Source organism: Pantoea ananatis PA13, assembly GCF_000233595.1.
Taxonomy (GTDB): domain Bacteria; phylum Pseudomonadota; class Gammaproteobacteria; order Enterobacterales; family Enterobacteriaceae; genus Pantoea; species Pantoea ananatis.
This window is the reverse complement of record NC_017554.1, coordinates 1,721,800-1,742,242: the sequence shown is the minus strand read 5'-3', so window position 1 is coordinate 1,742,242 and position 20,443 is coordinate 1,721,800. Positions and strand designations below refer to the sequence as shown.

Annotated in this window: 19 protein-coding genes; 5 read left to right on the top strand and 14 right to left on the bottom strand. The window is 54.0% G+C overall.

The window, feature by feature from the left end:
• Position 1 precedes the first annotated feature (1 nt).
• Positions 2–868: an HTH-type transcriptional activator RhaR gene (gene rhaR / locus PAGR_RS08165; protein WP_014605481.1), complete on the top strand. Its 867-nt coding sequence runs from the start codon at positions 2–4 to the stop codon at positions 866–868.
• A gap of 36 nt (positions 869–904) precedes the next feature.
• Here the strand turns inward: rhaR and rhaT are convergent, their stop codons facing one another.
• Positions 905–1,939 (bottom strand): L-rhamnose/proton symporter RhaT, encoded by a 1,035-nt coding sequence (gene rhaT / locus PAGR_RS08160; RefSeq protein WP_014594040.1) that lies wholly within the window; start codon positions 1,937–1,939, stop codon positions 905–907.
• 830 nt (positions 1,940–2,769) lie between these two features.
• On the opposite strand from rhaT, the gene aldA reads away from it, so the two are divergent.
• Positions 2,770–4,203, top strand: coding sequence for an aldehyde dehydrogenase (gene aldA, locus PAGR_RS08155; protein ID WP_014605480.1), 1,434 nt, complete (start codon positions 2,770–2,772; stop codon positions 4,201–4,203).
• Positions 4,204–4,422: 219 nt separating this feature from the next.
• Here the strand turns inward: aldA and PAGR_RS08150 are convergent, their stop codons facing one another.
• The 5 genes from PAGR_RS08150 to PAGR_RS08130 all read right to left on the bottom strand — a co-directional run bounded on the left by PAGR_RS08150 (position 4,423) and on the right by PAGR_RS08130 (position 8,311).
• Entirely contained in the window at positions 4,423–4,644 is a 222-nt protein-coding gene (locus tag PAGR_RS08150) for a SymE family type I addiction module toxin (protein WP_013026323.1), read from the bottom strand.
• A 302-nt stretch (positions 4,645–4,946) separates the two neighbouring features.
• Complete coding sequence (locus PAGR_RS08145; RefSeq protein WP_013026324.1) at positions 4,947–5,777, bottom strand: hypothetical protein; 831 nt, start codon at positions 5,775–5,777, stop codon at positions 4,947–4,949.
• A gap of 35 nt (positions 5,778–5,812) precedes the next feature.
• Positions 5,813–6,295, bottom strand: coding sequence for an Hcp family type VI secretion system effector (locus PAGR_RS08140; RefSeq protein WP_013026325.1), 483 nt, complete (start codon positions 6,293–6,295; stop codon positions 5,813–5,815).
• Positions 6,296–6,325: 30 nt separating this feature from the next.
• A complete protein-coding gene (locus PAGR_RS08135) occupies positions 6,326–6,808 on the bottom strand; it encodes an Hcp family type VI secretion system effector (RefSeq protein WP_013026326.1) in 483 nt (160 codons plus the stop codon).
• Positions 6,809–7,288: 480 nt separating this feature from the next.
• Positions 7,289–8,311 (bottom strand): LLM class flavin-dependent oxidoreductase, encoded by a 1,023-nt coding sequence (locus PAGR_RS08130; RefSeq protein WP_014605479.1) that lies wholly within the window; start codon positions 8,309–8,311, stop codon positions 7,289–7,291.
• 269 nt (positions 8,312–8,580) lie between these two features.
• Here PAGR_RS08130 and PAGR_RS08125 point away from each other — a divergent pair, with 269 nt between their 5' ends.
• Together PAGR_RS08125 and PAGR_RS08120 are read left to right on the top strand one after the other, a co-directional pair.
• Positions 8,581–9,495, top strand: a complete 915-nt coding sequence (locus PAGR_RS08125) for a ketopantoate reductase family protein (RefSeq protein WP_014605478.1) — start codon at positions 8,581–8,583, stop codon at positions 9,493–9,495.
• Positions 9,496–9,587: 92 nt separating this feature from the next.
• The gene (locus PAGR_RS08120) at positions 9,588–10,646 is read left to right on the top strand and encodes a LacI family DNA-binding transcriptional regulator (protein ID WP_014594044.1); all 1,059 of its coding nucleotides are present in this window, start codon (positions 9,588–9,590) and stop codon (positions 10,644–10,646) included.
• A 100-nt stretch (positions 10,647–10,746) separates the two neighbouring features.
• Here PAGR_RS08120 and tmaR read toward each other — a convergent pair whose 3' ends face one another.
• The 3 genes from tmaR to dacD form a co-directional block, all read right to left on the bottom strand.
• Entirely contained in the window at positions 10,747–11,073 is a 327-nt protein-coding gene (tmaR, locus tag PAGR_RS08115) for a PTS system regulator TmaR (protein ID WP_013026330.1), read from the bottom strand.
• Between the two features lie 160 nt (positions 11,074–11,233).
• Positions 11,234–12,289, bottom strand: a complete 1,056-nt coding sequence (locus PAGR_RS08110; protein WP_024471873.1) for an FUSC family protein — start codon at positions 12,287–12,289, stop codon at positions 11,234–11,236.
• Positions 12,290–12,502: 213 nt separating this feature from the next.
• Entirely contained in the window at positions 12,503–13,660 is a 1,158-nt protein-coding gene (dacD, locus tag PAGR_RS08105) for a serine-type D-Ala-D-Ala carboxypeptidase DacD (protein ID WP_014605477.1), read from the bottom strand.
• 198 nt (positions 13,661–13,858) lie between these two features.
• Here dacD and sbcB point away from each other — a divergent pair, with 198 nt between their 5' ends.
• Entirely contained in the window at positions 13,859–15,280 is a 1,422-nt protein-coding gene (gene sbcB / locus PAGR_RS08100; RefSeq protein ID WP_013026333.1) for an exodeoxyribonuclease I, read from the top strand.
• Positions 15,281–15,327: 47 nt separating this feature from the next.
• Here the strand turns inward: sbcB and PAGR_RS08095 are convergent, their stop codons facing one another.
• The 5 genes from PAGR_RS08095 to ltnD all read right to left on the bottom strand — a co-directional run bounded on the left by PAGR_RS08095 (position 15,328) and on the right by ltnD (position 20,383).
• On the bottom strand, positions 15,328–16,683 hold the full coding sequence (locus tag PAGR_RS08095) for a GntP family transporter (protein WP_014594048.1): 1,356 nt from the start codon (positions 16,681–16,683) through the stop codon (positions 15,328–15,330).
• A gap of 128 nt (positions 16,684–16,811) precedes the next feature.
• The gene (locus PAGR_RS08090) at positions 16,812–17,597 is read right to left on the bottom strand and encodes an HPr family phosphocarrier protein (protein ID WP_014605476.1); all 786 of its coding nucleotides are present in this window, start codon (positions 17,595–17,597) and stop codon (positions 16,812–16,814) included.
• Positions 17,597–18,223: a 3-oxo-tetronate 4-phosphate decarboxylase gene (gene otnC, locus PAGR_RS08085; protein WP_014605475.1), complete on the bottom strand. Its 627-nt coding sequence runs from the start codon at positions 18,221–18,223 to the stop codon at positions 17,597–17,599. Before otnC ends, PAGR_RS08090 begins: the two co-directional genes overlap by 1 nt.
• Positions 18,216–19,478: a 3-oxo-tetronate kinase gene (gene otnK, locus PAGR_RS08080; protein WP_013026337.1), complete on the bottom strand. Its 1,263-nt coding sequence runs from the start codon at positions 19,476–19,478 to the stop codon at positions 18,216–18,218. Before otnK ends, otnC begins: the two co-directional genes overlap by 8 nt.
• Entirely contained in the window at positions 19,478–20,383 is a 906-nt protein-coding gene (gene ltnD, locus PAGR_RS08075) for an L-threonate dehydrogenase (protein ID WP_013026338.1), read from the bottom strand. The genes otnK and ltnD overlap by 1 nt, the downstream gene beginning before the upstream one ends.
• Between the last annotated feature and the right edge of the window lie 60 nt (positions 20,384–20,443).

Below are 20,443 nucleotides of genomic sequence, written 5' to 3'. Positions count from 1 at the left end.
TATGTCGCTAATTCTGTCGCGCGAGGACTACTTTCCTGCCAGAAACCTGCCCATTGCAGTGGCCGAACGTATGCCACAACCCTCTTTCCCGCCTCATCAACACAGGTTTAGCGAGATTGTAATTGTCTGGCGCGGCAACGGGCTGCACATCCTCAACGATCGCCCCTGGCTGATTACCTGCGGCGATGTGTTTTATATTCGCGACAGCGACTGCCATAGCTATGACAGCGTCCATGACCTGGCGCTCGACAACATTCTTTATTGCCGCGATCGCTTTCGGCTCGATCTTGACTGGAGCCAGCTTATACCGCCTCAGGAAGAGAATGCTCAGTCCGGTTGGCGATTAACCACCCACGGTATGGCGCTGGCGCGTGGCGTCATCAGCCAACTGGAGCGGGAAAGCCGCAAAAACGATCCCTTGTCCATTCAGCTTTCTGAAGCCTTGTTTTTACAGCTGGCGCTGATTCTGCGCCGCCACGGTTACGCGGCCGATCGTTCCTGGGCGCTACCGGAAGGCGAACAGCTTGATCTGCTGATGTCGTCGCTGCTGGCCGATATCAGCCGTCCGTTTGACCTCGCCCACTTTTGCGAGCAGCACCAACTCAGCGAGCGAGCGCTTAAACAGCTGTTTCGCCAGCAAACCGGCATGACAATTGGCCACTATTTGCGTCAGCTTCAACTCTGTCAGGCAAAATACTTACTGCGCACCCAGGAAAGTTTAATCAGCGAGATTGCTTCACGCTGCGGCTTTGATGACAGTAACTATTTTTCGGTGGTGTTTACGCGTGAAACCGGCATGACGCCCAGTGCCTGGCGGCAACGTTTTGTACCGCAATGCGCCACGCTAACTGATAACGCAAAAGCCTGATACGCGTTAACGCATCAGGCTTTTATCTCTGCGGAGTCAGGCAGCCATGCCAAGCCCGACAATATTGGCAGCGATGATAATGACTATGCAGCCAATCGACAGGACGCTAACCGGACGACGCCCGACAGATTTCCACTCTTTCAGCATCAGTCCGACCAGACCACCACACAGCACATACAGACTCATGTGCAGCATCCAACTGACAAAGTCATATTGCGGTGGAATTTTGGCATGGCCCCATGCATAGAAAAAGAACTGCAGATACCACATGGTGCCGCCAAGAATAGCGAAAGCGATATTGGCAATTAACAGCGGTTTTGCCACGGAGAAGTCCCGGCGTAGGGAGAGCTCCGGCTTAACCGCCAGGCGGATAAAGCAGTACGCCAGGTTAATCAGCGCACCACCGCCCATAATCACCACATAGCTGGGTAGCGCCACGTACAGCGGATTAATACCCAGATTAGCTGCCGCAACATGCATCGGCTTTGCGGCATCCATAGCGAAGGACATGCCGGCCGAGAAAATACCGCAGATAACCGCCAGTATCAGCCCTTTCTTCAGATTGAATTCTTCGGCGTTAATGCCCAGCGCGCGCTCTTTCAGCAAACCGGCTCGCGATACAATTGCCACGCCAATCAGCGCGACCAGAACGCCAAGCAGCGTCATACGGCCACCAGCCGAGCTAAAGAGTGCGACAAAACGGCCCTGCAGCAACGGCGTCATGAGTGTCCCGACGACTAACGTAATGCCGATAGCAATACCGATGCCTAACGACATGCCGAGATAGCGCATGGTCAGGCCGTAGTTAATATTGCCGATGCCCCACATTGCACCAAACAAAAACACAGGTAGCAGCTGTGACAGACTGAAACTACTGTAGTACGCCCAGAAATTCGGCAGCAGCACGGCACTGACTGCCCATGGCAAAATCAGCCACGACATCAAGCCACCTACTGCCCACATGGTTTCCCATGACCATTTTTTGACCTGTTTAAACGGCGCATAAAAACATGCGGCACTGGCGGCACCCACCAGATGCCAGAAAATACCGGCAATAATGGCACTGTTCATTGTTATTCCTTCGCAAGGTTGAGGCCAAACAGGAAACCGACGTTTCCTGATAAGCAGCAGTCTAGTGGGAGCTGCTTTCACTCAGCCTTTGAATGGCTGCCGGAAAACACAGGTCGCTGGCAAAATCCGGTGAATGTTCAACATAAAGATCACAAATTCACATTTAAGGACAGTAACCGGACGTTTTACCTAACCCGCTTATTATTCGAGATATTTTTGTTGTTTGTTGTGTTGATCGGCACAGTTTTAATCTTACTGCCAGCACGCTTATTAACGTGGCAATGACATAAAGTTGAGCTGCGGGTTCGCTGCAAAGATGGTTTGGCGGACGAAGAGGGAAAACGGTCGGCAGAAAAGGTTTGTGATATGACTCAAGGCTAGTGGGGATACTGTGATCAGCGGGAGATCGCATGATGTTGGATAAGCACTCTACGATTCAGCGCAGTAGTCGCTGCGCATGTTATTAACTGCAGTCACGCAATGAGACGTTTGCGTGGCAGGGCAAACCGAAAGGACAATTGGCCGGGGATGCCTCCCGTCAAAAGCCTACCGCTTCGTCATTGACTGCGCGGGCAGGCACGGGCTTATCGCCATCCCAGGCGTTCCGGCATTTGCTGGCGAATACAGGGTTTCAGCCCGTCGACCCTTTTTATAAGACGCTGACCGCTCAGATAACAAAACACGCCGTGGAAATGCTGGCTTCGTCGTGTCTTTCTTCCCTTCCCTGCCATCTGCAGTGTGGCTTTGGCAAAGATAAAAAGGTGTATCGTCGTAATCTGTTTCACTCTGTTTTCACATAACGTTAACGAGTTAAAAGCGGAGCCCTGCATATGACAACACATCATCAACATTTCATTAATGGTGTTTTTGTGCCTAATCACAGCGATAAGTGGATTGAAGTGATTAATCCTGCTACCGAAGCGCTACTGTCACGCATTCCTCAAGGCACGCGTCAGGACGCCGCAGACGCTATCGCCGCTGCCGATGCCGCGCAGCCGGGCTGGGAAGCCTTACCGGCCGTGGAGCGCGGCAGCTGGCTGCGTAAAATTGCCACAGCCATTCGTCAGCGTGAACCCGAACTCAGCGCCACTATCGTGGCAGAAGGCGGTAAAACCCAGGGGCTGGCAAAAACCGAAGTGCTGTTTACCGCTGATTACCTGGACTACATGTCCGAATGGGCGCGACGCTACGAAGGTGAGATTGTGAACAGCGATCGTCCTAATGAAAATATTTTCGTCTTTAAAAAAGCGATTGGCGTTACTACCGGCATCTTACCGTGGAACTTCCCGTTTTTTTTGATTGCGCGTAAAGCGGCGCCGGCACTGATTACCGGCAATACGATTGCGATAAAACCGAGTGAGTTGACGCCCAATAACGCGGCCCTGTTTGCACAGATCGTTGCGGATATCGGCCTGCCAAAAGGTGTGTTCAATGTTGTTTACGGCTACGGCCCTGAGATCGGTCAGGAGCTGGCTGGCAACGAAAAAGTGGGGTTGGTAAGCCTGACGGGCAGCGTTAATGCCGGGATTGCCGCCATGGAAGCGGCAGCAAAAAACGTTACCAAAGTCTCTCTGGAGCTGGGGGGTAAAGCGCCGGCCATTGTGATGGATGACGCCGACCTCGATCTGGCTGTGAAGGCGATTGTCAGCTCACGCGTCATTAATACGGGTCAGGTCTGCAACTGCGCAGAGCGGGTTTATGTGCAGGAAGGGATTTATGACCGCTTTATCAGCGCACTGACAGAGGCGATGCAACACGTGACGTTTGGCAATCCGGCTGAAAAAAACGATATCGATATGGGGCCGCTGATCACCGCCGCCGCGCTGGCGCGGGTTGAGCAAAAAGTTGCCAGGGCAGTAGAAGAAGGCGGCAGGGTTGTGTTGGGCGGTAAACGGGCGGGTCGCGAGGGCTTTTACTTCGAGCCCACGATTATTACCGGCGTGCGCCAAGAGATGGAGATTATGCGTGAGGAAATTTTTGGCCCGGTGCTTCCTGTAATGACCTTTAAAACGCTCGAAGAAGCTATCGCACTGGCCAATGACTGTGAGTACGGCCTGACTTCCTCAATCTACACTCAGAACCTGACCACCACAATGACCGCCCTGCGTCAGCTGAAGTTTGGTGAAACCTACGTTAACCGTGAGAATTTTGAAGCCATGCAGGGATTCCATGCCGGCTGGCGTAAATCTGGCATCGGCGGTGCTGATGGTCGTCATGGGCTCGAGGAATATCTGCAAACGCATGTTGTGTATTTGCAGTGTTAACGACGGCGGTTTGCGGCCCTGCCGGGTCGCACCCTGAGGAGGTTAAACGGATGGCATTTCCTTATTGGCAACTGAATTCACGCGGTGAAGGAAACCGCGTTATCTGCTTGTTCTGCCAATAAAGTAGGCCAGGCGGTTTTATGCTCACCTGACCTGAATTCAAGGGGCAACCCGCAACGCTGCCTTTGAGAAGTGAGCAATCAATCACACCTTTCCGTTTTATGACTTATCGACCCGCAGCACAATGCATCCTTCGCTAATTTCTGCCGAGACCCGCGTGCCGGTATCAAATCCGGCTTCACGCAACCATTTGCCGCTGATATTCAGCGCAGGCGTGCTGGTGTCGCCAAAATTAGGTACGTAGCCGACTTTGTACCGGCGCTGAGTTTTTGAAATCGCGGAAGACGGTTTCTGAACAAGATTAAGCGTGGTAACAGACATTGAATAATCTCCCTTATTTGATGATGGTGTATTTACACAATGCGCCAGCCATGGCTGTAAAAAATTAAAAGCATATCTGTTAAAAATTTATGCTGGCTGTCTGGCCAGTAGCGTTTTTAGCGTCCCGTTATCTGCTTTTACAAAGCAGATAAAACATAGCGCCTAAAGTAGATGATAACAAGCCAGGTGCTGGAACCCGGCTCGCACAATTTGACTTATGCCCCTTTTATCAAGGATCATTCATCCGGGTTGCCGAAGCGTTAAAATGCACCATCTGGAGGTTTAGATTGACGGGCGCGGAATTAGGGAATATCCATCGCAGTCAGGTAGCCATATTCAATCTTTGTTAAAGTCAATTGCTCATTCTGATTAAAAAACAGCTTCACAAAATTCGCACTATCACCAATGAGCTCGACGCGCTGATACTCTGTAAAAGTAAATTGATTTAAAATATACGACATTCTTTCACGGTGTGCTGCTGGAATAGGGTTTTTAGATATGACCTCCCCTGCAAAAGTCGGCTCTGTGTCTTTGGAGGGTTTAAAATTATGTTTTTTCAACTTTGCCTTCTGAGAAAAAGCAACGAGCGCATCATGCGCGCTGTTAAAATTGTCTGCCAGATTTTTCAAATGCGCAGCTAATTGATTAATTGACAGGGTGCGGTTATTTGAATGGTACGATAAACCAATTCCGCCAAGACTCGCCACAGCAGGGACGATACTTCGTCCAACGATGCTAAATAAACCTGCAGTTGAGGTCCAAAAGATTGCCAATAAGGTGGCTGAACTTAACGCAACGGCTCCCATTGAAGTGGTATTATAATGCTGTACAGGAATGCCGAGTATGCGATTGTTAATATGCTTTATCTCACCATTCGGCCGCCGCCCTGTAGCCTGCTCTGTGGGAGGATTTTTAAAACGACTGTTACTGTTATTTTTATAATCGTTCAACGCACTGGCAATAACACTGGTTTCTCTTTTAGAAAGACTGGCAATTTCCATCGGCTCAAGCGAACTCATCAGAATCAATGATTCTTTGAGAATTTCAGAGGGTAAAAAGCTGCCTGAAGTATCAGAATTTAAACTGGGATTCGTCGTGAGTCCCTCAATCACATGTATGCCTGGAAATGCCATAATAACCTCTTTTTAAGATGTAACAGTTCCTTTGATTAGCTTTCTTTATTTTGCTTGATATCCCAACCCATCTGCACAGAAGCGGCTTTCGTTCCCTGAGAAGCCTGTTCCCAGTATTCCAGCGCAACCTTGCTGGCTTGAAAGGAATACTGCATACCCAGCGTGGACGCGTGACCAATGCCGGTAAAGTCAGTCTGCGTAACCAGCACATCTTCAAGCGTGATGCGAGTATATTCCACTTCCTGCCCGCCTGCCTTGCAAACAGACAGCTGAATTTTTGGCAGATGTTTACCACTGGCACAATATTTCACTAACGCCGGTGTGGCCTTATCGATCAATGCCTCAACGCTTAAATCGCGATAATTCACTTTTCCCGCACCGCCACCACCGCCAACGGACATATTACCTGGTTGCTGCGCGCCCCAGTTAAATGACAGAACATCTATCCATTTTTTATGGTTTGCATTTTGCGACTCACCTTCAATTCCATCTATTTTCAAAAAGATATCAATAGCCATTTTTCACCTTTATTTTAAGGGCGGATTAACTCAGCTCTCTTTATTTTGTTTAATATCCCAACCAGCTTTGCTTTCCGCCCCTTTGGTACCGCTGGCACTTTGTTCCCAGTAGCTGGTAGACACTTTGGATGCCTGAAAGGCGTAGTCCACCACAATGGTGTCACCTTGCCCTACTCCGTTAAAATCCGTTGCCGTAACCAGTACATCTTCCAGCACAATCTTCGTGTACTCAATTTGGTTGCCACCGGCTTTGCAAACCGACAGTTCTACCTTTGAAACATGCTTTCCGCTGGAGCAGTATTTAAGAATGGCAGCAGTGGATTTGTCGATTAACGCTTTAACACGCAGATCGTTGAAATTCACTTTTCCTGAGCCGCCACCGCCACCTACCGCCATATTACCGGGTTGCGAAGCCCCCCAGTTAAATGAGAGCACGTCGGTCCATCCTTTATGATTGCTGTCCTGTGATTCTCCAGTAGTCCCTTCAACTTTCAAATAAATATCAATCGCCATTAATTTTTTCCGATTACGCTGTGATAATGATGAAACGGGTGTTGCAATCCGTTATATTCGGCAGGTTCAGACAGAATTTAGAGCCATTTGCATTAAGAAACAGGCAGCAGCATATCAATGCTGTTGCATCGTGCTAACAGAAATAGTAACGCCTGAGAATTTTCTCAGTAAATATGAATATGTCAGGTAACCAGAATACAGTTAACCTTGAAGGCCTTTATACATTAATAAAATTAACACAACTTCATGTCAATTAATTTACAACTAACAATGTATTATTGAGATAAATCTGAAAGCTGATGTTTTCAGCGGCTGATAGTTTCAGAGGTTAATAACGCTAAACATCTCGCTGCACTGGCCAGCAATATTATCGGCGGGGAATGTGAGAAATATTACAGTAGAAGAGGCATTATTATTTTAGTAAAAACCCCACGCAGCGATGACTGTGTGGGGTTGTTAATCTGGCAAGATCAAGCAGGCTTAACGCCAGCCCAGCTCCGGTGCCACGTACTTCAGAATCGATTCAATGACGTGTGCGTTGTAGTCCACGCCCAACTGATTCGGTACAGTGAGCAGCAGTGTATCCGCTTCGGCAATCGCCTCATCCTCTGCCAACAGTTTGATCAGTTTTTCCGGCTCGGCGGCATAGCTGCGACCAAAGATGGCGCGGGTTTTCTCATCCAGAAAACCGACTGAATCCTGATCCTGTCCACTGCGGCCAAAGTAAGCCCGATCCATATCGTTCACCAGCGCAAAAATGCTGCGACTGACGGAAACCCGTGGCTTACGCGAGTGCCCCGCCGCTTTCCATGCTTCACGGTAGGCGCGGATCTGTTTTGCCTGCTGGATGTGGAACGGCTCGCCGGTTTCATCATCTTTGAGCGTCGAGCTTTGCAGGTTCATGCCCATCTTCGCCGCCCATACTGACGTGGCGTTGGAGCCCGAACCCCACCAGATGCGATCGCGCAGGCCTTCAGACAGCGGCTCAAGACGCAGCAGGCCCGGTGGATTAGGGAACATCGGCTGTGGATTCGGTTTGGCAAAACCTTCGCCACGCAGCGCATCCAGGAAAACTTCTGTGTGGCGACGGCCCATGTCCGCATCCGTCTCGCCTTCCTGCGGCGTATAACCAAAATAGCGCCAGCCCTCAATCACCTGCTCTGGCGAGCCGCGGCTCAGGCCCAACTGCAGGCGACCGTTGGAAATCAGATCGGCAGCGCTGGCATCCTCCACCATATAGAGCGGATTTTCATAGCGCATATCGATAACGCCAGTACCTATTTCAATTTTTTTGGTGCGTGCGCCGACCGCTGCCAGCAGTGGAAACGGCGAGCTAAGTTGGCGGGCGAAGTGATGCACACGGAAATAGGCACCATCGGCCCCGAGTTCTTCTGCCGCTACCGCTAAATCTATAGACTGCAGCAACACGTCCTGAGCAGAACGCGTGGCGGACTGCGATGATGGCGTCCAGTGGCCGAATGAGAGAAAACCAATCTTTTTCATCTGTAACGTCTCCTGACGAAAGAACAATGCTTTCGCGTGATAAACCTCAATGAAATAAGGTTACGCCAGCCGCGCCGTGACGGATAGTGAATATCCTTAAGCGCTACATTCAAGAATTTTGACATAGCTTGCGCTGACCTGACTGCGGTCAGTGCACTATTCTGTGTGGGTGCAAATTGTAATAATGCTTGCGGGCAGATTGGGTTTTAACGCATAACGTAAATCACTGCCCTGCATCTGGGCAGATGCGTTCAATGGAGGAAGAAGGGATGCGTATTTTGATTGTAGGTGCGGGGGCAACCGGCGGCTATTTTGGCGCGCGGCTGATACAGGCCGGGCAGAATGTGACCTTCCTGGTCCGTGAAGGCCGTTTTAATCAGTTACAACAAACCGGCCTGGTGTTGCAAACCCGCTCAGGGCAGGAAACGCTTGAACCCCAGTTGGTCACCGCCGCCAGGCTTGACGCGCATTACGACTTAATCATCTTAACGGTTAAAAGTACCGGCCTGGCGCAGGCGATTCACGACATCCAGCCGGCTGTCGGGCCACAAACCCTGATCATGCCGATTCTGAATGGCATGCGACATATTGACACCTTGCTCACCCACTTCGGTGCCGATCGGGTGATCGGTGGCTTGTGCAAAATCAACGCCACGTTGAACGATAAAGGCCATGTGGTGCAGTTGACGCCCTTACACCAGATCTATTACGGCGCACTGGATGGCAACAACGATGACCGACTGCAGCAGGTCGATGCCGCGCTACGTGGTAGTGCCGTGGAAACGTTTTTTTCCGACAATATTATCGGTGAGTTATGGGAAAAATGGCTGCTGTTAAGCACGCTCGGCGCGGTGTGTTGTCTGGCGCGGGGGAACACGCAACAGATACTGGCCCAGGCCGGTGGCGAGATGCTGCTTCAGGGCATTTACAGCGAGGTGCTTCAGGTTATCTGCGCGGAGGGCTATCAGCCCCGCCCTGCCGTTACCGCAAAAATTTATGAATTGCTGAACGATCCGTCGACGCCGATGACCTCCTCCATGTATCGTGATTTGACCCAGGGTTTTGCTATTGAAGCCGATACGATCATTGGCGACCTGCTACGACGAGCCAGCCATCATAGTATGACTGTGCCACTGTTGAATGCGGTGAATGTTAACCTGCAAATCTATCAACAGAACCGTTAAACACGGATGTGATGGGAAAGCAGCCGCGTCGTCGCAGGACGCGCGAGTAACGGAATTTTGTTACACTCGCTGCCTCATCTTTTGGAGGAATAATGACGTCCCGCTCTGTGACCCTTGATGATGTTGCCCAACTGGCTGGCGTTTCCTATCAAACGGTTTCTCGCGTGCTTAACCGCTCTGAGCAGGTTTCCCCCCGCACCCGTGAAAAAGTTGAAGCGGCGATGCAGCAGCTTAACTATGTGCCCAATCGGGTCGCACAGCAGCTGGCGGGAAAAGCGACCCGAACCTTAGGCCTTGCAACCAGTAACCTGGCCCTGATGGCCCCGGCGCAGATTGCTTCGGCCATTCAGCAGCGCGCCGCCAGCGCCGGTTATCACCTGGTGATCGCGATGGACAGTGAGGATAATGCGGAAGCGACAGTGAATGAACTGATGGCCCAGCGCGTGGATGCGGTGCTGATCAATATGCCGTTAGAGGCGGCCGAGGCGGAAAAAATCCGCGTGATGTGCGGTAAAAAGCCGGTACTGTTTCTGGATGCCGATCCCCATGCTCTCGTATCTCATTGCCAGTATTCAAACGAACAAGGGGCGCGTGCCGCCGTTGCACATCTGATTGCGCTCGGGCACCGGCAAATTGGCCTGCTGAATGGCCCGGTGCGCTCAGTGTCGGCTCGTCAGCGCGAAGCGGTCTGGCGTCAGGCGCTGGCAGAGCATCAGTTATCTCCCTGCTGCGTCCTGCGCGGCGACTGGAGCGCCAAATCCGGCTATCAGGCGATGCTGGCGCAACTCCCGAATGCCCTGCCCCAGGCGCTTTTAGTGGCGAATGATGAGATGGCGCTGGGCGCGATGCGGGCGCTACATCAGCACGGCGTGGCGATTCCGGGCGATATTTCTCTTGTCGGCTACGATGACACGGCAGAAAGCGCCTGGTACCAGCCGCCACTGACCACCATTCGCCAGGATCTTCAGCAGCTCGGCACCCATAGCGTGGATCAGGTGCTGGCCGAACTGCGGGGTGAAGCGGTGGCGTCACGTACCCTGGAGCCGATGCTGGTGATCAGAGAAACCACCGCAGCGCCCGCCAGCCAAAACCTGGACTTATCGGATCTGGCGCGTCAACTCCAGCAGATTGCACGTAAGCTGACCCGCTAAGTCTTCACCGACGTCTCTCAGCCATAAAAAAAGCCCGCCCAACCTGAAGGTTGCGCGGGCCGGTTATCAGCAGCGAAGGGTTTCCGTTATTCGCGCACCCTTACGGCGCTTTGGTTTCACCCACGCCCATGGTCTTGAGCTTTTTAGACAGCTCACGGCGCTCTTTCGAGAGGTCGGCGTTTTTGATGATGTATTCATCCACGCGATCTTCATAGTCCGCACGCATGCTGGCGATGATTTCCTGAATCGCTTCCACGCTCATGCCGGGTTTAATGTATTCGCTCAGGTTGTCCAGCAGCAGAACACGCTTTTGGTTGTCACGAATTTTCTTCTCATTATCGACAATTTCACGCTGCAGTTTGTTCTTGCGGCGAAACGTACGGACAAACTCAAGTACGTCCTGAAATGATTGCTTGGCATTTTCCATGATGGCACCTTTCTTTAAGCCTGCTAAAGCAGGGAGAGAGTCAAAACGATCAGCTTAGCGGCTAGCCAGCCTTAAGGGCAATTCTCACAGCTAAATTCGGACTGGCTCTTATCTTAGCGCAAAAAAACCGGGTTTCGCATTAAGTCATTGTCTGAGGTGATTATTTACGCAGCGCCAGACGCAGTAAGTCCGTCATGCGCTCCAGCTGCTTCGCCAGCTCCAGACTCAACCAGACATAGCCATAAATTGGCGTTTCCTCCAGACGGTCACTGCCGCTGGCGATCAACTGCTTAAGTTCATTGACGATTTCCGTTAACTCATGGTTGGCCGCGATGATGTCATAGGTTTCCCCTTTCACCGCCATCTCCGACAACGTTCGTAGCGCGTTTTCCGTCATCTGCTGGGTACGGCGCAGCGTCGGCGCATTCAGCATAATCAAATGGCTTTCCCGCGATGCCCACCAGGCATTAATTTGCATCTCAATGGTGTACACCATATTACGGTTTATGGTCTGAATCGCTTCAAATACCGATTTAGGAATACGCGTTTCTTTGCTGGACGGCTCCAGCAGCGCGCGCATTTTGATGACGCTGGAGAGCAACTTCCCAAAGGGCTTATTCAGTCGCGGCTTTTCCACCAGGTTAGCGGAAAACCCTGCATGATAGATTTTTGCCATCTCGCCCAGCGTATCCGAAAGCTGTATACGCCAGTGAATGTAGGCGCGCTGTGCCCAGACAGCGGTAAATATCAGCGCCAGCAGCGAGCCTAAAATCACATCGCCGCCACGCCACATGGCGACGGTGAAATCCCCCATTGGTGCGCCGACCACTACGCAGAGCGTGATGCCAATCAACAGCGCCATATAGGGATGCTTTCCCAGGGTCAGATAGCCGCTGATAAACATAATCAGCGCGCACCAGGCCAGCATGCCCGGTAGCGAAATCATCTCCAGCTTGAGCGCAATCAATCCCGAAATTGACCCGGCAATCGTGCCGCCAATGCGCTGAATGGCGCGGGGAAACACATTGCCCCACGTGGAAATCGGCCCCATCACCACCACCAGCGTAATCAGCGGCCAGGTGCCTTCGGGAATGCCGGTCATCCGCACAAACAAAAAGGCAAAAAGAAACGCCACCGCGATGCGCAAGCCGTGCACGCTACGGTAATGGCGATATAACCAGAATTCCAGATTAGAGATGGGCTTATCAGAGCGCAAGATAGCTGTCCGCGGGTAAAGAGGTGATTCTACGCGATGCACCGTGTGAGTCCTGGCGCGCCGTCAATATTTTAGTCAATACGTGACACATTGGGCCATTATCACCAACCTGTGGCGGTAAATCAGCAAAATAAAACGTTCAGGTGGCAATAGGGTCCTGCGATGCGAGCCCTCGCGGCACCTGCCCGGCAGGCAGGTGCGCGTGGCCTGAGATTAAAACTTACGTTTCAGATAGTCGGAGAGGCGGCTAAACATGCCGGCTTCGTTAACGGCACTGAGCGCCACCAGCGGATAACTGGCAATCTGCTTGTCTTTATCCATAACCTGAATCTCACCAATGTTCTCATTGGCTTTCAGCGGTGCTTCCAGATCGCTACGGTTAATCACGTATTTGGCTTTCACGTTCGGAATTTCACTGCGCGGGAGCGACAGGTAAACATCATTTGCCGTGCCCACCTCAACCTGATGCGGATTGCCGTACCACACGTGTTCGCTGCCGATCTTCTTGCCCGCATGGAACAGTTGGACCGTGTCGAACGTATTCTGGCCCCAGACCAGCAGTTTACGCGCCTGCTCTTCGCGCCCTTTCGCGCTTTTACCGCCCATCACCACGGCAATCAGGCGATGCTGACCGACCACATTTGAGGCGATGATATTAAATCCTGCGGTTTCGGTATGACCTGTTTTCAGACCATCCACGTGAAGACTGTTATCCCACAGCAGACCATTGCGGTTGTTCTGAGTGATGCCATTCCAGGTCAGGGTTTTCTCACGGTACATGGCATAGAAATCCGGCTCGCCGTCGATGATGGCGCGAGACAGCTTTGCCATGTCCAGCGCACTGGAGAACTGTCCTGGCGCATCCAGACCGTGGACGGTTTCGAAATGGGTATTGGTCAGGCCCAGTTTCTCTACGTAATGATTCATCAACTTCACAAAGTTGTCCTGGCTGCCCGCGACATAATCGGCCAGCGCCACGCAGGCATCGTTACCCGAATCGATAATGACACCGCGGCTTAAGTCGCGCACGCTCAGCTTATCGCCCGGTTTCAGGAACATGAGCGATGAACCTTTAAAGACCGGATTGCCTGCGGCCCAGGCGTCTTTCCCCACGGTGACCATATCGTCGCGCGTAATTTTCTTTTGATCGATGGCGCGGTCAACGACATAGCCCGTCATTAACTTGGTCAGGCTGGCCGGATTGCGGCGTTCGTCGGGATTGCCCGCCGTAAGCACCTGCCCCGTGGTGGCATCCATTAGCACCCATGATGCGGCATCGATCGCTGGTGGCGTCACGGGAAACGGCATATCGTCGGCCTGTGCCAGCGAAGCCCAAAAAACAGTTACGGTAATTAACAGACGCCTTTTCAACACTTCATCCTTAGTTGCACAAATAAAACAGACGGGAACAGCCGGACGTTTTACGGCAAAAGCCTTAAGAAGGTTTAATTAAATTGAAAAAAAATATGAACTGCCGGGTGCCACCACGCAGCTTTGGTCAGTACGGTTGTGCTGGCGAGCGCAGAAGACTATCCTGAACGTTGATTTTTTTGCAGACAGGACAGCGACGTGCCCGCCTCTGAATTCACTTTCTTATTCCATGATTACGAAACCTTCGGCACCAGTCCGTCACGGGATCGTCCGGCGCAGTTTGCCGGGTTACGTACCGACAGCAACTTTAATCCGGTTGGCGAGCCAGAGGTGTTTTACTGCCGTCCGCCGGACGACTATCTGCCCCAGCCTGAAGCGGTAATGATTACCGGTATTACGCCGCAAATTGCCGCCTCGCGGGGCGTCAGCGAGGCCGAGTTTGCCGCCCGCATTCATGCCCTGTTCACCGCCGAACAAACCTGCGTGGTGGGCTACAACAACGTGCGCTTCGACGATGAAGTGACACGCAATATTTTCTACCGCAACTTCTACGATCCCTATGGCTGGAGCTGGCAAAACGGTAACTCTCGCTGGGATTTGCTGGACGTGATGCGTGCCTGCTATGCGCTGCGGCCCGAAGGCATCAACTGGCCCGAAAATGAAGACGGTTTTCCCAGCTTCCGGCTGGAGCACCTGACCAAAGCCAACGGCGTAGCCCATGAAAACGCCCACGATGCGATGTCGGATGTCTATGCCACACTCGCCATGGCGAAACTGGTGAAAGAGAAACAGCCTAAGCTGTTCGAGTTTTTGTTTACGCATCGCAACAAAAACAAACTCATGACCCTGATCGATATTCCACAGATGAAGCCGCTGGTGCACGTTTCCGGCATGTTTGGCGCAGCACGCGGCAATACCAGTTGGGTGGTGCCGCTTGCCTGGCATCCGGATAACCGCAATGCGCTAATCGTGGTCGACCTGGCCGGGGATATGACGCCGCTTTTGACACTGGATGCCGACAGCCTGCGCGAACGTCTCTACACGCGCAAAAGCGAGTTGGGCGATCAATCAGCCATTCCCGTTAAGCTGGTGCACATCAATAAGTGCCCCGTGCTGGCTCCGGCGAATACCCTGCGGCCTGAAGATGCCGGGCGGTTGGGCATCGATCGCAAGTCTTGTCTGGATAATCTGGCGACGCTGCGTCAGCATCCTGAAATACGTGAAAAGCTGGTGGCGATATTTGCCGATGCGGAACCCTTTACGCCGTCGGATGATGTGGATACCCAGCTCTACGATGGCTTCTTTAGCGATGCCGATCGGGCGGGCATGAACATTATTCGCCAGACGGCGCCGGCTAACCTGCCCGCGCTGGATCTGACGTTTGACAGTCCGCGCGTGGCGAAGCTGCTGTTTCGTTATCGGGCGCGGAACTTCCCCGGCACCCTGGATGATGCTGAACAACAGCGCTGGCTGCAGCACCGTCGCGAAGTACTGAATCCGGATAAGGTGCAGTCGTTTTTGATGGAGCTGGAATCGCTGGCCAGCCTGCATGAAAGCGATCAGGAAAAGCTGGCCCAGTTAAAAGCGCTGTATCTGTATGCGCAGGAACTGGTGTCCTGACGCTCAGACTGGCCGGGAAACGCGAATCGCCTTTCCCGGCCAACATATCAAATCACAAACCACAGCGCCCACGTCAGAACAAAACCGGTCATCCCCATCAGGGTTGTCAGTACCGTCCAGGTTTTTAATCCATCCGCTACCGACAGGCCCAGATAGCGCGTCACCACCCAGAAGCCCGCATCGTTGACATGAGACAGTCCTAGCCCGCCGAAGCACACTGCCAGCGTGACCAGAACACGGTGCATATCATCAATGCCGGTCACGGCCTGCGTCAGTAGTCCGCTGGTGGTAAGAATCGCGACGGTAGCCGACCCCTGCGAGGCGCGCAGCGCCAGCGACAGAATAAAGGCCGCGGGGATTAATGGCAGGTGCAGCGTTTCCAGCGCTAGCGCCAGCGCTTTACCGACGCCGGACTCCACCAGCACCTTCCCAAAGGCCCCACCCGCGCCCGCCACCAGAATCACGCTCGCCGATCCGGGGATGGCCCGGCCGGTCAGATCTTCCAGCTTATCTTTGCTCCAGCCACGGCGGATGCCCAGTAGCCAGGCGGCCAGGCCCAACGCAATCAGCAGCGCTATGGGCGGTGTGCCAATCACCGTCATGATTTTACCTGGCAGGCTGTCCTGCGCCAGCAGCGAGTGAGACAGCGTACCTAATACAATCAGCACAATCGGCACCACGATCAAACCGCTGATGGTCAGCGCACCCGGCGGTGCAGGTTCATTTTTCTTCTGCGCGCCTTCCGGCTTCGCCATCTGCAGCTGCTCCAGCACCTCGACCGACAGATGATACTGGCGACGGTTCATCACCTTTGCGACGTAATAACCTAAAATGCCGACCGGCACCGAGACCAGAATCCCCAACATCATCAGCCAGCCCATATCGGTGTGCAAAATGGCCGCAGCGGCCGCGGCACCCGGATGGGTGGGCAGCGCCACGTGTACCGTTAACATCACACCGGCCATTGGCAGGCCAAACTTCAGGGGAGAAACCCGCGCCACTTTGGTAAAGCCGTAGATCAGCGGGATAACAATGATAAAACCCACTTCAAAAAACACCGGGATGCCCAGAATAAAGGCGGCCATGGTCAGTGCAGCAACAGTGCGTTTCAGGCCCAGCGTTTTGCTGAAGCGCTGGGCCAGCGACTCGGCGCCGCCCGAAGCTTCGATAATCGCCCCGAGCATGGCTCCCAGCACGATAATGATGGTGATGTGCCCCAGCAGTCCACCCATACCGCTGATGATGGTTTCCATGATTTTTTCAGCCGGAATACCGGTGGCGATCGCCACCAGCAGGCTGACAATCAACAGGGCGACAAAGGGATGGACTTTGGCTTTAATGACCAGCAACAGCAAAATCACAATGCTGGCGGTCGCAATGGCTAACAGCAACGCAGTCGTCATAGTAAACCTCTGGAATAGTTATCTTTTTTAGCGTTTTTTGTCTACAGCTCTACCTGGTGCTGGTCCGTTTTAAAGACGACCAGAACTGCACCGCTGCCGCAGCACCGGTGTGATTTTTTAACCTTAACTCAGCGGTTTTTCGCCCAGGGCGCCAGCCAGCTCAGCCCTTCCACGGTGTCCCCGCGCGGGAAATATTCGCAGCCGATCCAGCCCTTGTAACCCACCTCATCAAGCAGGCTGAACAGCCAGGGATAGTTGATCTCGCCCTCGTCAGGTTCATGGCGACTGGGCGCGGCGGCGATTTGCACATGCTGATAACGCCCGGCGTAGTGGCGAATGAGGTGGCTGAGATTGCCGTCCACCATCTGGGCATGGAACAGATCCAGTTGGGTAAAGACGTTGGGACGATCGATGAGCTCAACCATCTCCAGCGTCTGATACTGGCTGGCATAGAGATAATGGGGTTTGGTGGTGGGATTTAACGCTTCGATTAACAACCGGATGTTGTGTGGGGCGAAGCGTTCTGCTGCATAACGCATATTACCGATGAACGTCTCAACATACTGCTGGCGATCGGCACCGGAAGGGACGGTTGCCGCCATGATGTGCACCTGTGGGCAATCCAGCGCCAGCGCGTAGTCCAGAGCCCTGTCGATATCGGCTCTTGCCTCCGCTTCCCGGCCGGGAATGGCTGAAACCCCCCATTCCCCCGCAGCCACGTTGCCCGGTGCGGTATTGAACAGCACCAGTTTAAGCCCGTTGTCATCGAGCAGCGTTTTCAGTTGCTCAGCCGGATAGTCGTAAGGAAACAGAAATTCAACCGCGTCAAAGCCCGCCTGTGCAGCGGCGGCAAAGCGCTGCAGAAAGGGCACCTCATTGAACTGGGTAGATAAGTTAGCTGCAAACGTTGGCATTATCGGCTCCTGAGTTCGGCGACTTCGTCGGCGGTAAGATAGCGAATGGCCCGGTCGCCCAGGGTAAACATCAGGCGTGCGGTTTCTTCCAACTCTTCGGTATTGTCCGCGGCTTCCTGCAGGGATTTGCCCACCACCACCGGACCATGGTTCGCCAGCAGGAAAGCACGGTAGCGCGGCGCCAGAAGAGCCAGATCTTCCGCCAGTCGCGCGTCGCCGGGTTTATAGTAGGGCACCACCGGCACATCGCCCACCCGCATTACCACGTAGGGCGTAAACGGGCGGATGCAGTTCTGGCTGTCCAGATTTTGCAGGCATGAGAGCGCGGTCAGATAGTGGCTGTGCAGATGAACCACTGCCCGGCAGTCGGGGTTATTCAGGTAGAGCGCCCGGTGAAAGGCGATCTCTTTTGAGGGTTTATCCCCGGCTATCCACTCCCCCTGTAACGTCACTTTAGACAGGCGCTGGGCATCCAGTTCGCCCAGGCAGGAGCCGGTGGGCGTCGCCAGCAGGGTGCCATCGTCCAGCAGCAGCGAAAGATTACCGGCCGATCCGGTGGCATAACCGCGCTGGAAGAAAGATGCGCCCAGCCTGACCATCTCTTCACGGGCCTGTTGTTCAGTCATGGGAAAACTCCGTTTGTGCGCGGCGGAAAAATTGTTCATCACCAAAATTGCCTGACTTCAGCGCGAGTGACAACGGCTGCCCGATATCTCTCACCCAGGGCACGCCGGGCGAAATCACCGGACCAATATGGAATGCAGTCACGCCCAGGCTTTGGGCGACCACGCCAGAGGTTTCGCCGCCTGCGACGATAAAGCGCTGCCAGCCCCGGGACTTCAGCGTGCGAGCTATCTGGGCAAACAGCTGCTCCACCGCCTCACTGCTGCGCTGTGCGCCATAGTGCTGTTGAATCGACTGCAGCTGTTGCGCATCCGCTGTGGCATAGAGCATGGGTGCGAGGGGCTCATCAGCATGCTCTGCGACCCAGTCGCATAACGCCTCGGCGTACTTTTCGTCGCTGAGGCAGCGCGACACGCTGATCTCCTGGGCGGATGCCTGCTGGCGATAGGCATTGACCTGGCGGTTGGTCATTTGTGAGCAGGAGCCCGAGAGCACTACCGCCCGTTGGCCCTGTGGGTAACCCGCGCGCTGTGCTTGCGGGTCATCGCGGTGGGTCGTTGACCACTGGCGCGCCAGGCCAATCGCCAGCCCGGAGCCGCCCGTGACCAGCCGCATCGAGGTGAGTGCTTCGCCCTGGTTCAGCAGATGTTGCTCAGTAAGCGTATCAAGCACCGCGTAATTCACTCCCTGAGCACGCAGCTGCTCAAGTTGCCGTGATATCGCGCCTGCACCCTGCTCTATCGTGGTCGCAGAGATGAGCCCGGCTTTTCCCGTGCTCTGGCTCTCCATCAGCCGTAGCAGGTTACTGTCGGTCATTGGCGTGACCGGATGATGGCGCATGCCGGAATCCGACAGCAGCTGTTCACCCACAAACAGATAACCCTGATAAACGGTGCGCCCGTTCACCGGCAACGCCGGGCAGATCACCGTCAGCGTCTCATCCAGTGCGGCCATGAGCGCATCCGTCACCGGACCGATATTGCCCGCGGAGGTGCTGTCGAACGTGGAGCAGTATTTAAAATAAAAGCGCTCACAGCCTTGCGCCTGCAGCCAGCGCAGCGCGTCAAGCGACTGGCTGACGGCCTGCGCGGGCGGGCAGGACCGCGATTTCAGGCTGACCACAATGGCCTGTGCATCCGGCACAGCGGCCTGTTTCGGGATGCCGTTAAACTGAAGGGTAGAAAGCCCGTTCTGTACCAGAAAGCTGGCAATGTCGGTTGCGCCGGTAAAATCGTCGGCAATGACCCCTAACCGCATCAGATTTCCCCCTCGCGTTGAGGCAGCGTAATGCCGCTGAAGATTTTAATGACCGCACTGTCATCCTCACGGCCATAACCGGCATTGCTGGCCTCGGTGAACATATTCAGTGCGGTGGAGGCCAGCGGCAGCGGGAAATGCAGGGCTTTCGCCGTCTCGGCGACTAGGTTGAGATCTTTGACAAAGATATCTACCGCGGATGTCGGTCGGTAGTCGCCATCGACGACATGGCGCATACGGTTTTCGAACATCCACGAGTTGCCGGCCGCATTGGTCACCACCTCATACATCGTCTCCAGCGGGATCCCGGCGCGGGCGGCCAGCGCCATGGCTTCGGCCCCGACGGCAATGTGCACGCCAGCCAGCAGCTGATGAATAATCTTGACCGTCGATCCCTGACCGATTTCCGTGCCGACGCGATAAACCTTCGCGGCCACCGCATCCAGTACCGGTTGCAGGGCAGCAAACGCCTCGTCGCTGCCGGACGCCATCACGGTCATCTCGCCGCTGGCGGCTTTGGCCGCCCCGCCGGATACCGGTGCATCCAGCATCAGGAGGTGATAGTCCGCCAGTTTTGCGGCGATCTGCTGTGCATCCTGCGCGGACAAGGTGGAAGAAACCATTACCGCCGTGCCTGGCTTCAGCCTGGCGGCCAGCCCCTGCTCGCCAAACAGGATCGTGTTAACCTGTTTGGCATTCACCACGAGCAGCAGCACAGCATCAAGCTGGCTGGCAAAGGCATGCGCCGACGTCTGAGCATCGCGCGCGCCCGCCTGACGCAGCGCATCCAGCGCCTGCGGATTCAGATCCACGCCCCAGGTTGACAGCCCGGCACGAATGCAGGACTGCGCGGCGCCCATTCCCATTGAGCCTAAGCCTATGACACAAATATGTGAAACTGGCATCGCTGGCCTCCATTGTTAATTTAAGTGAATTTTTGATTTCTGTTGTTAATAGTGCCAATA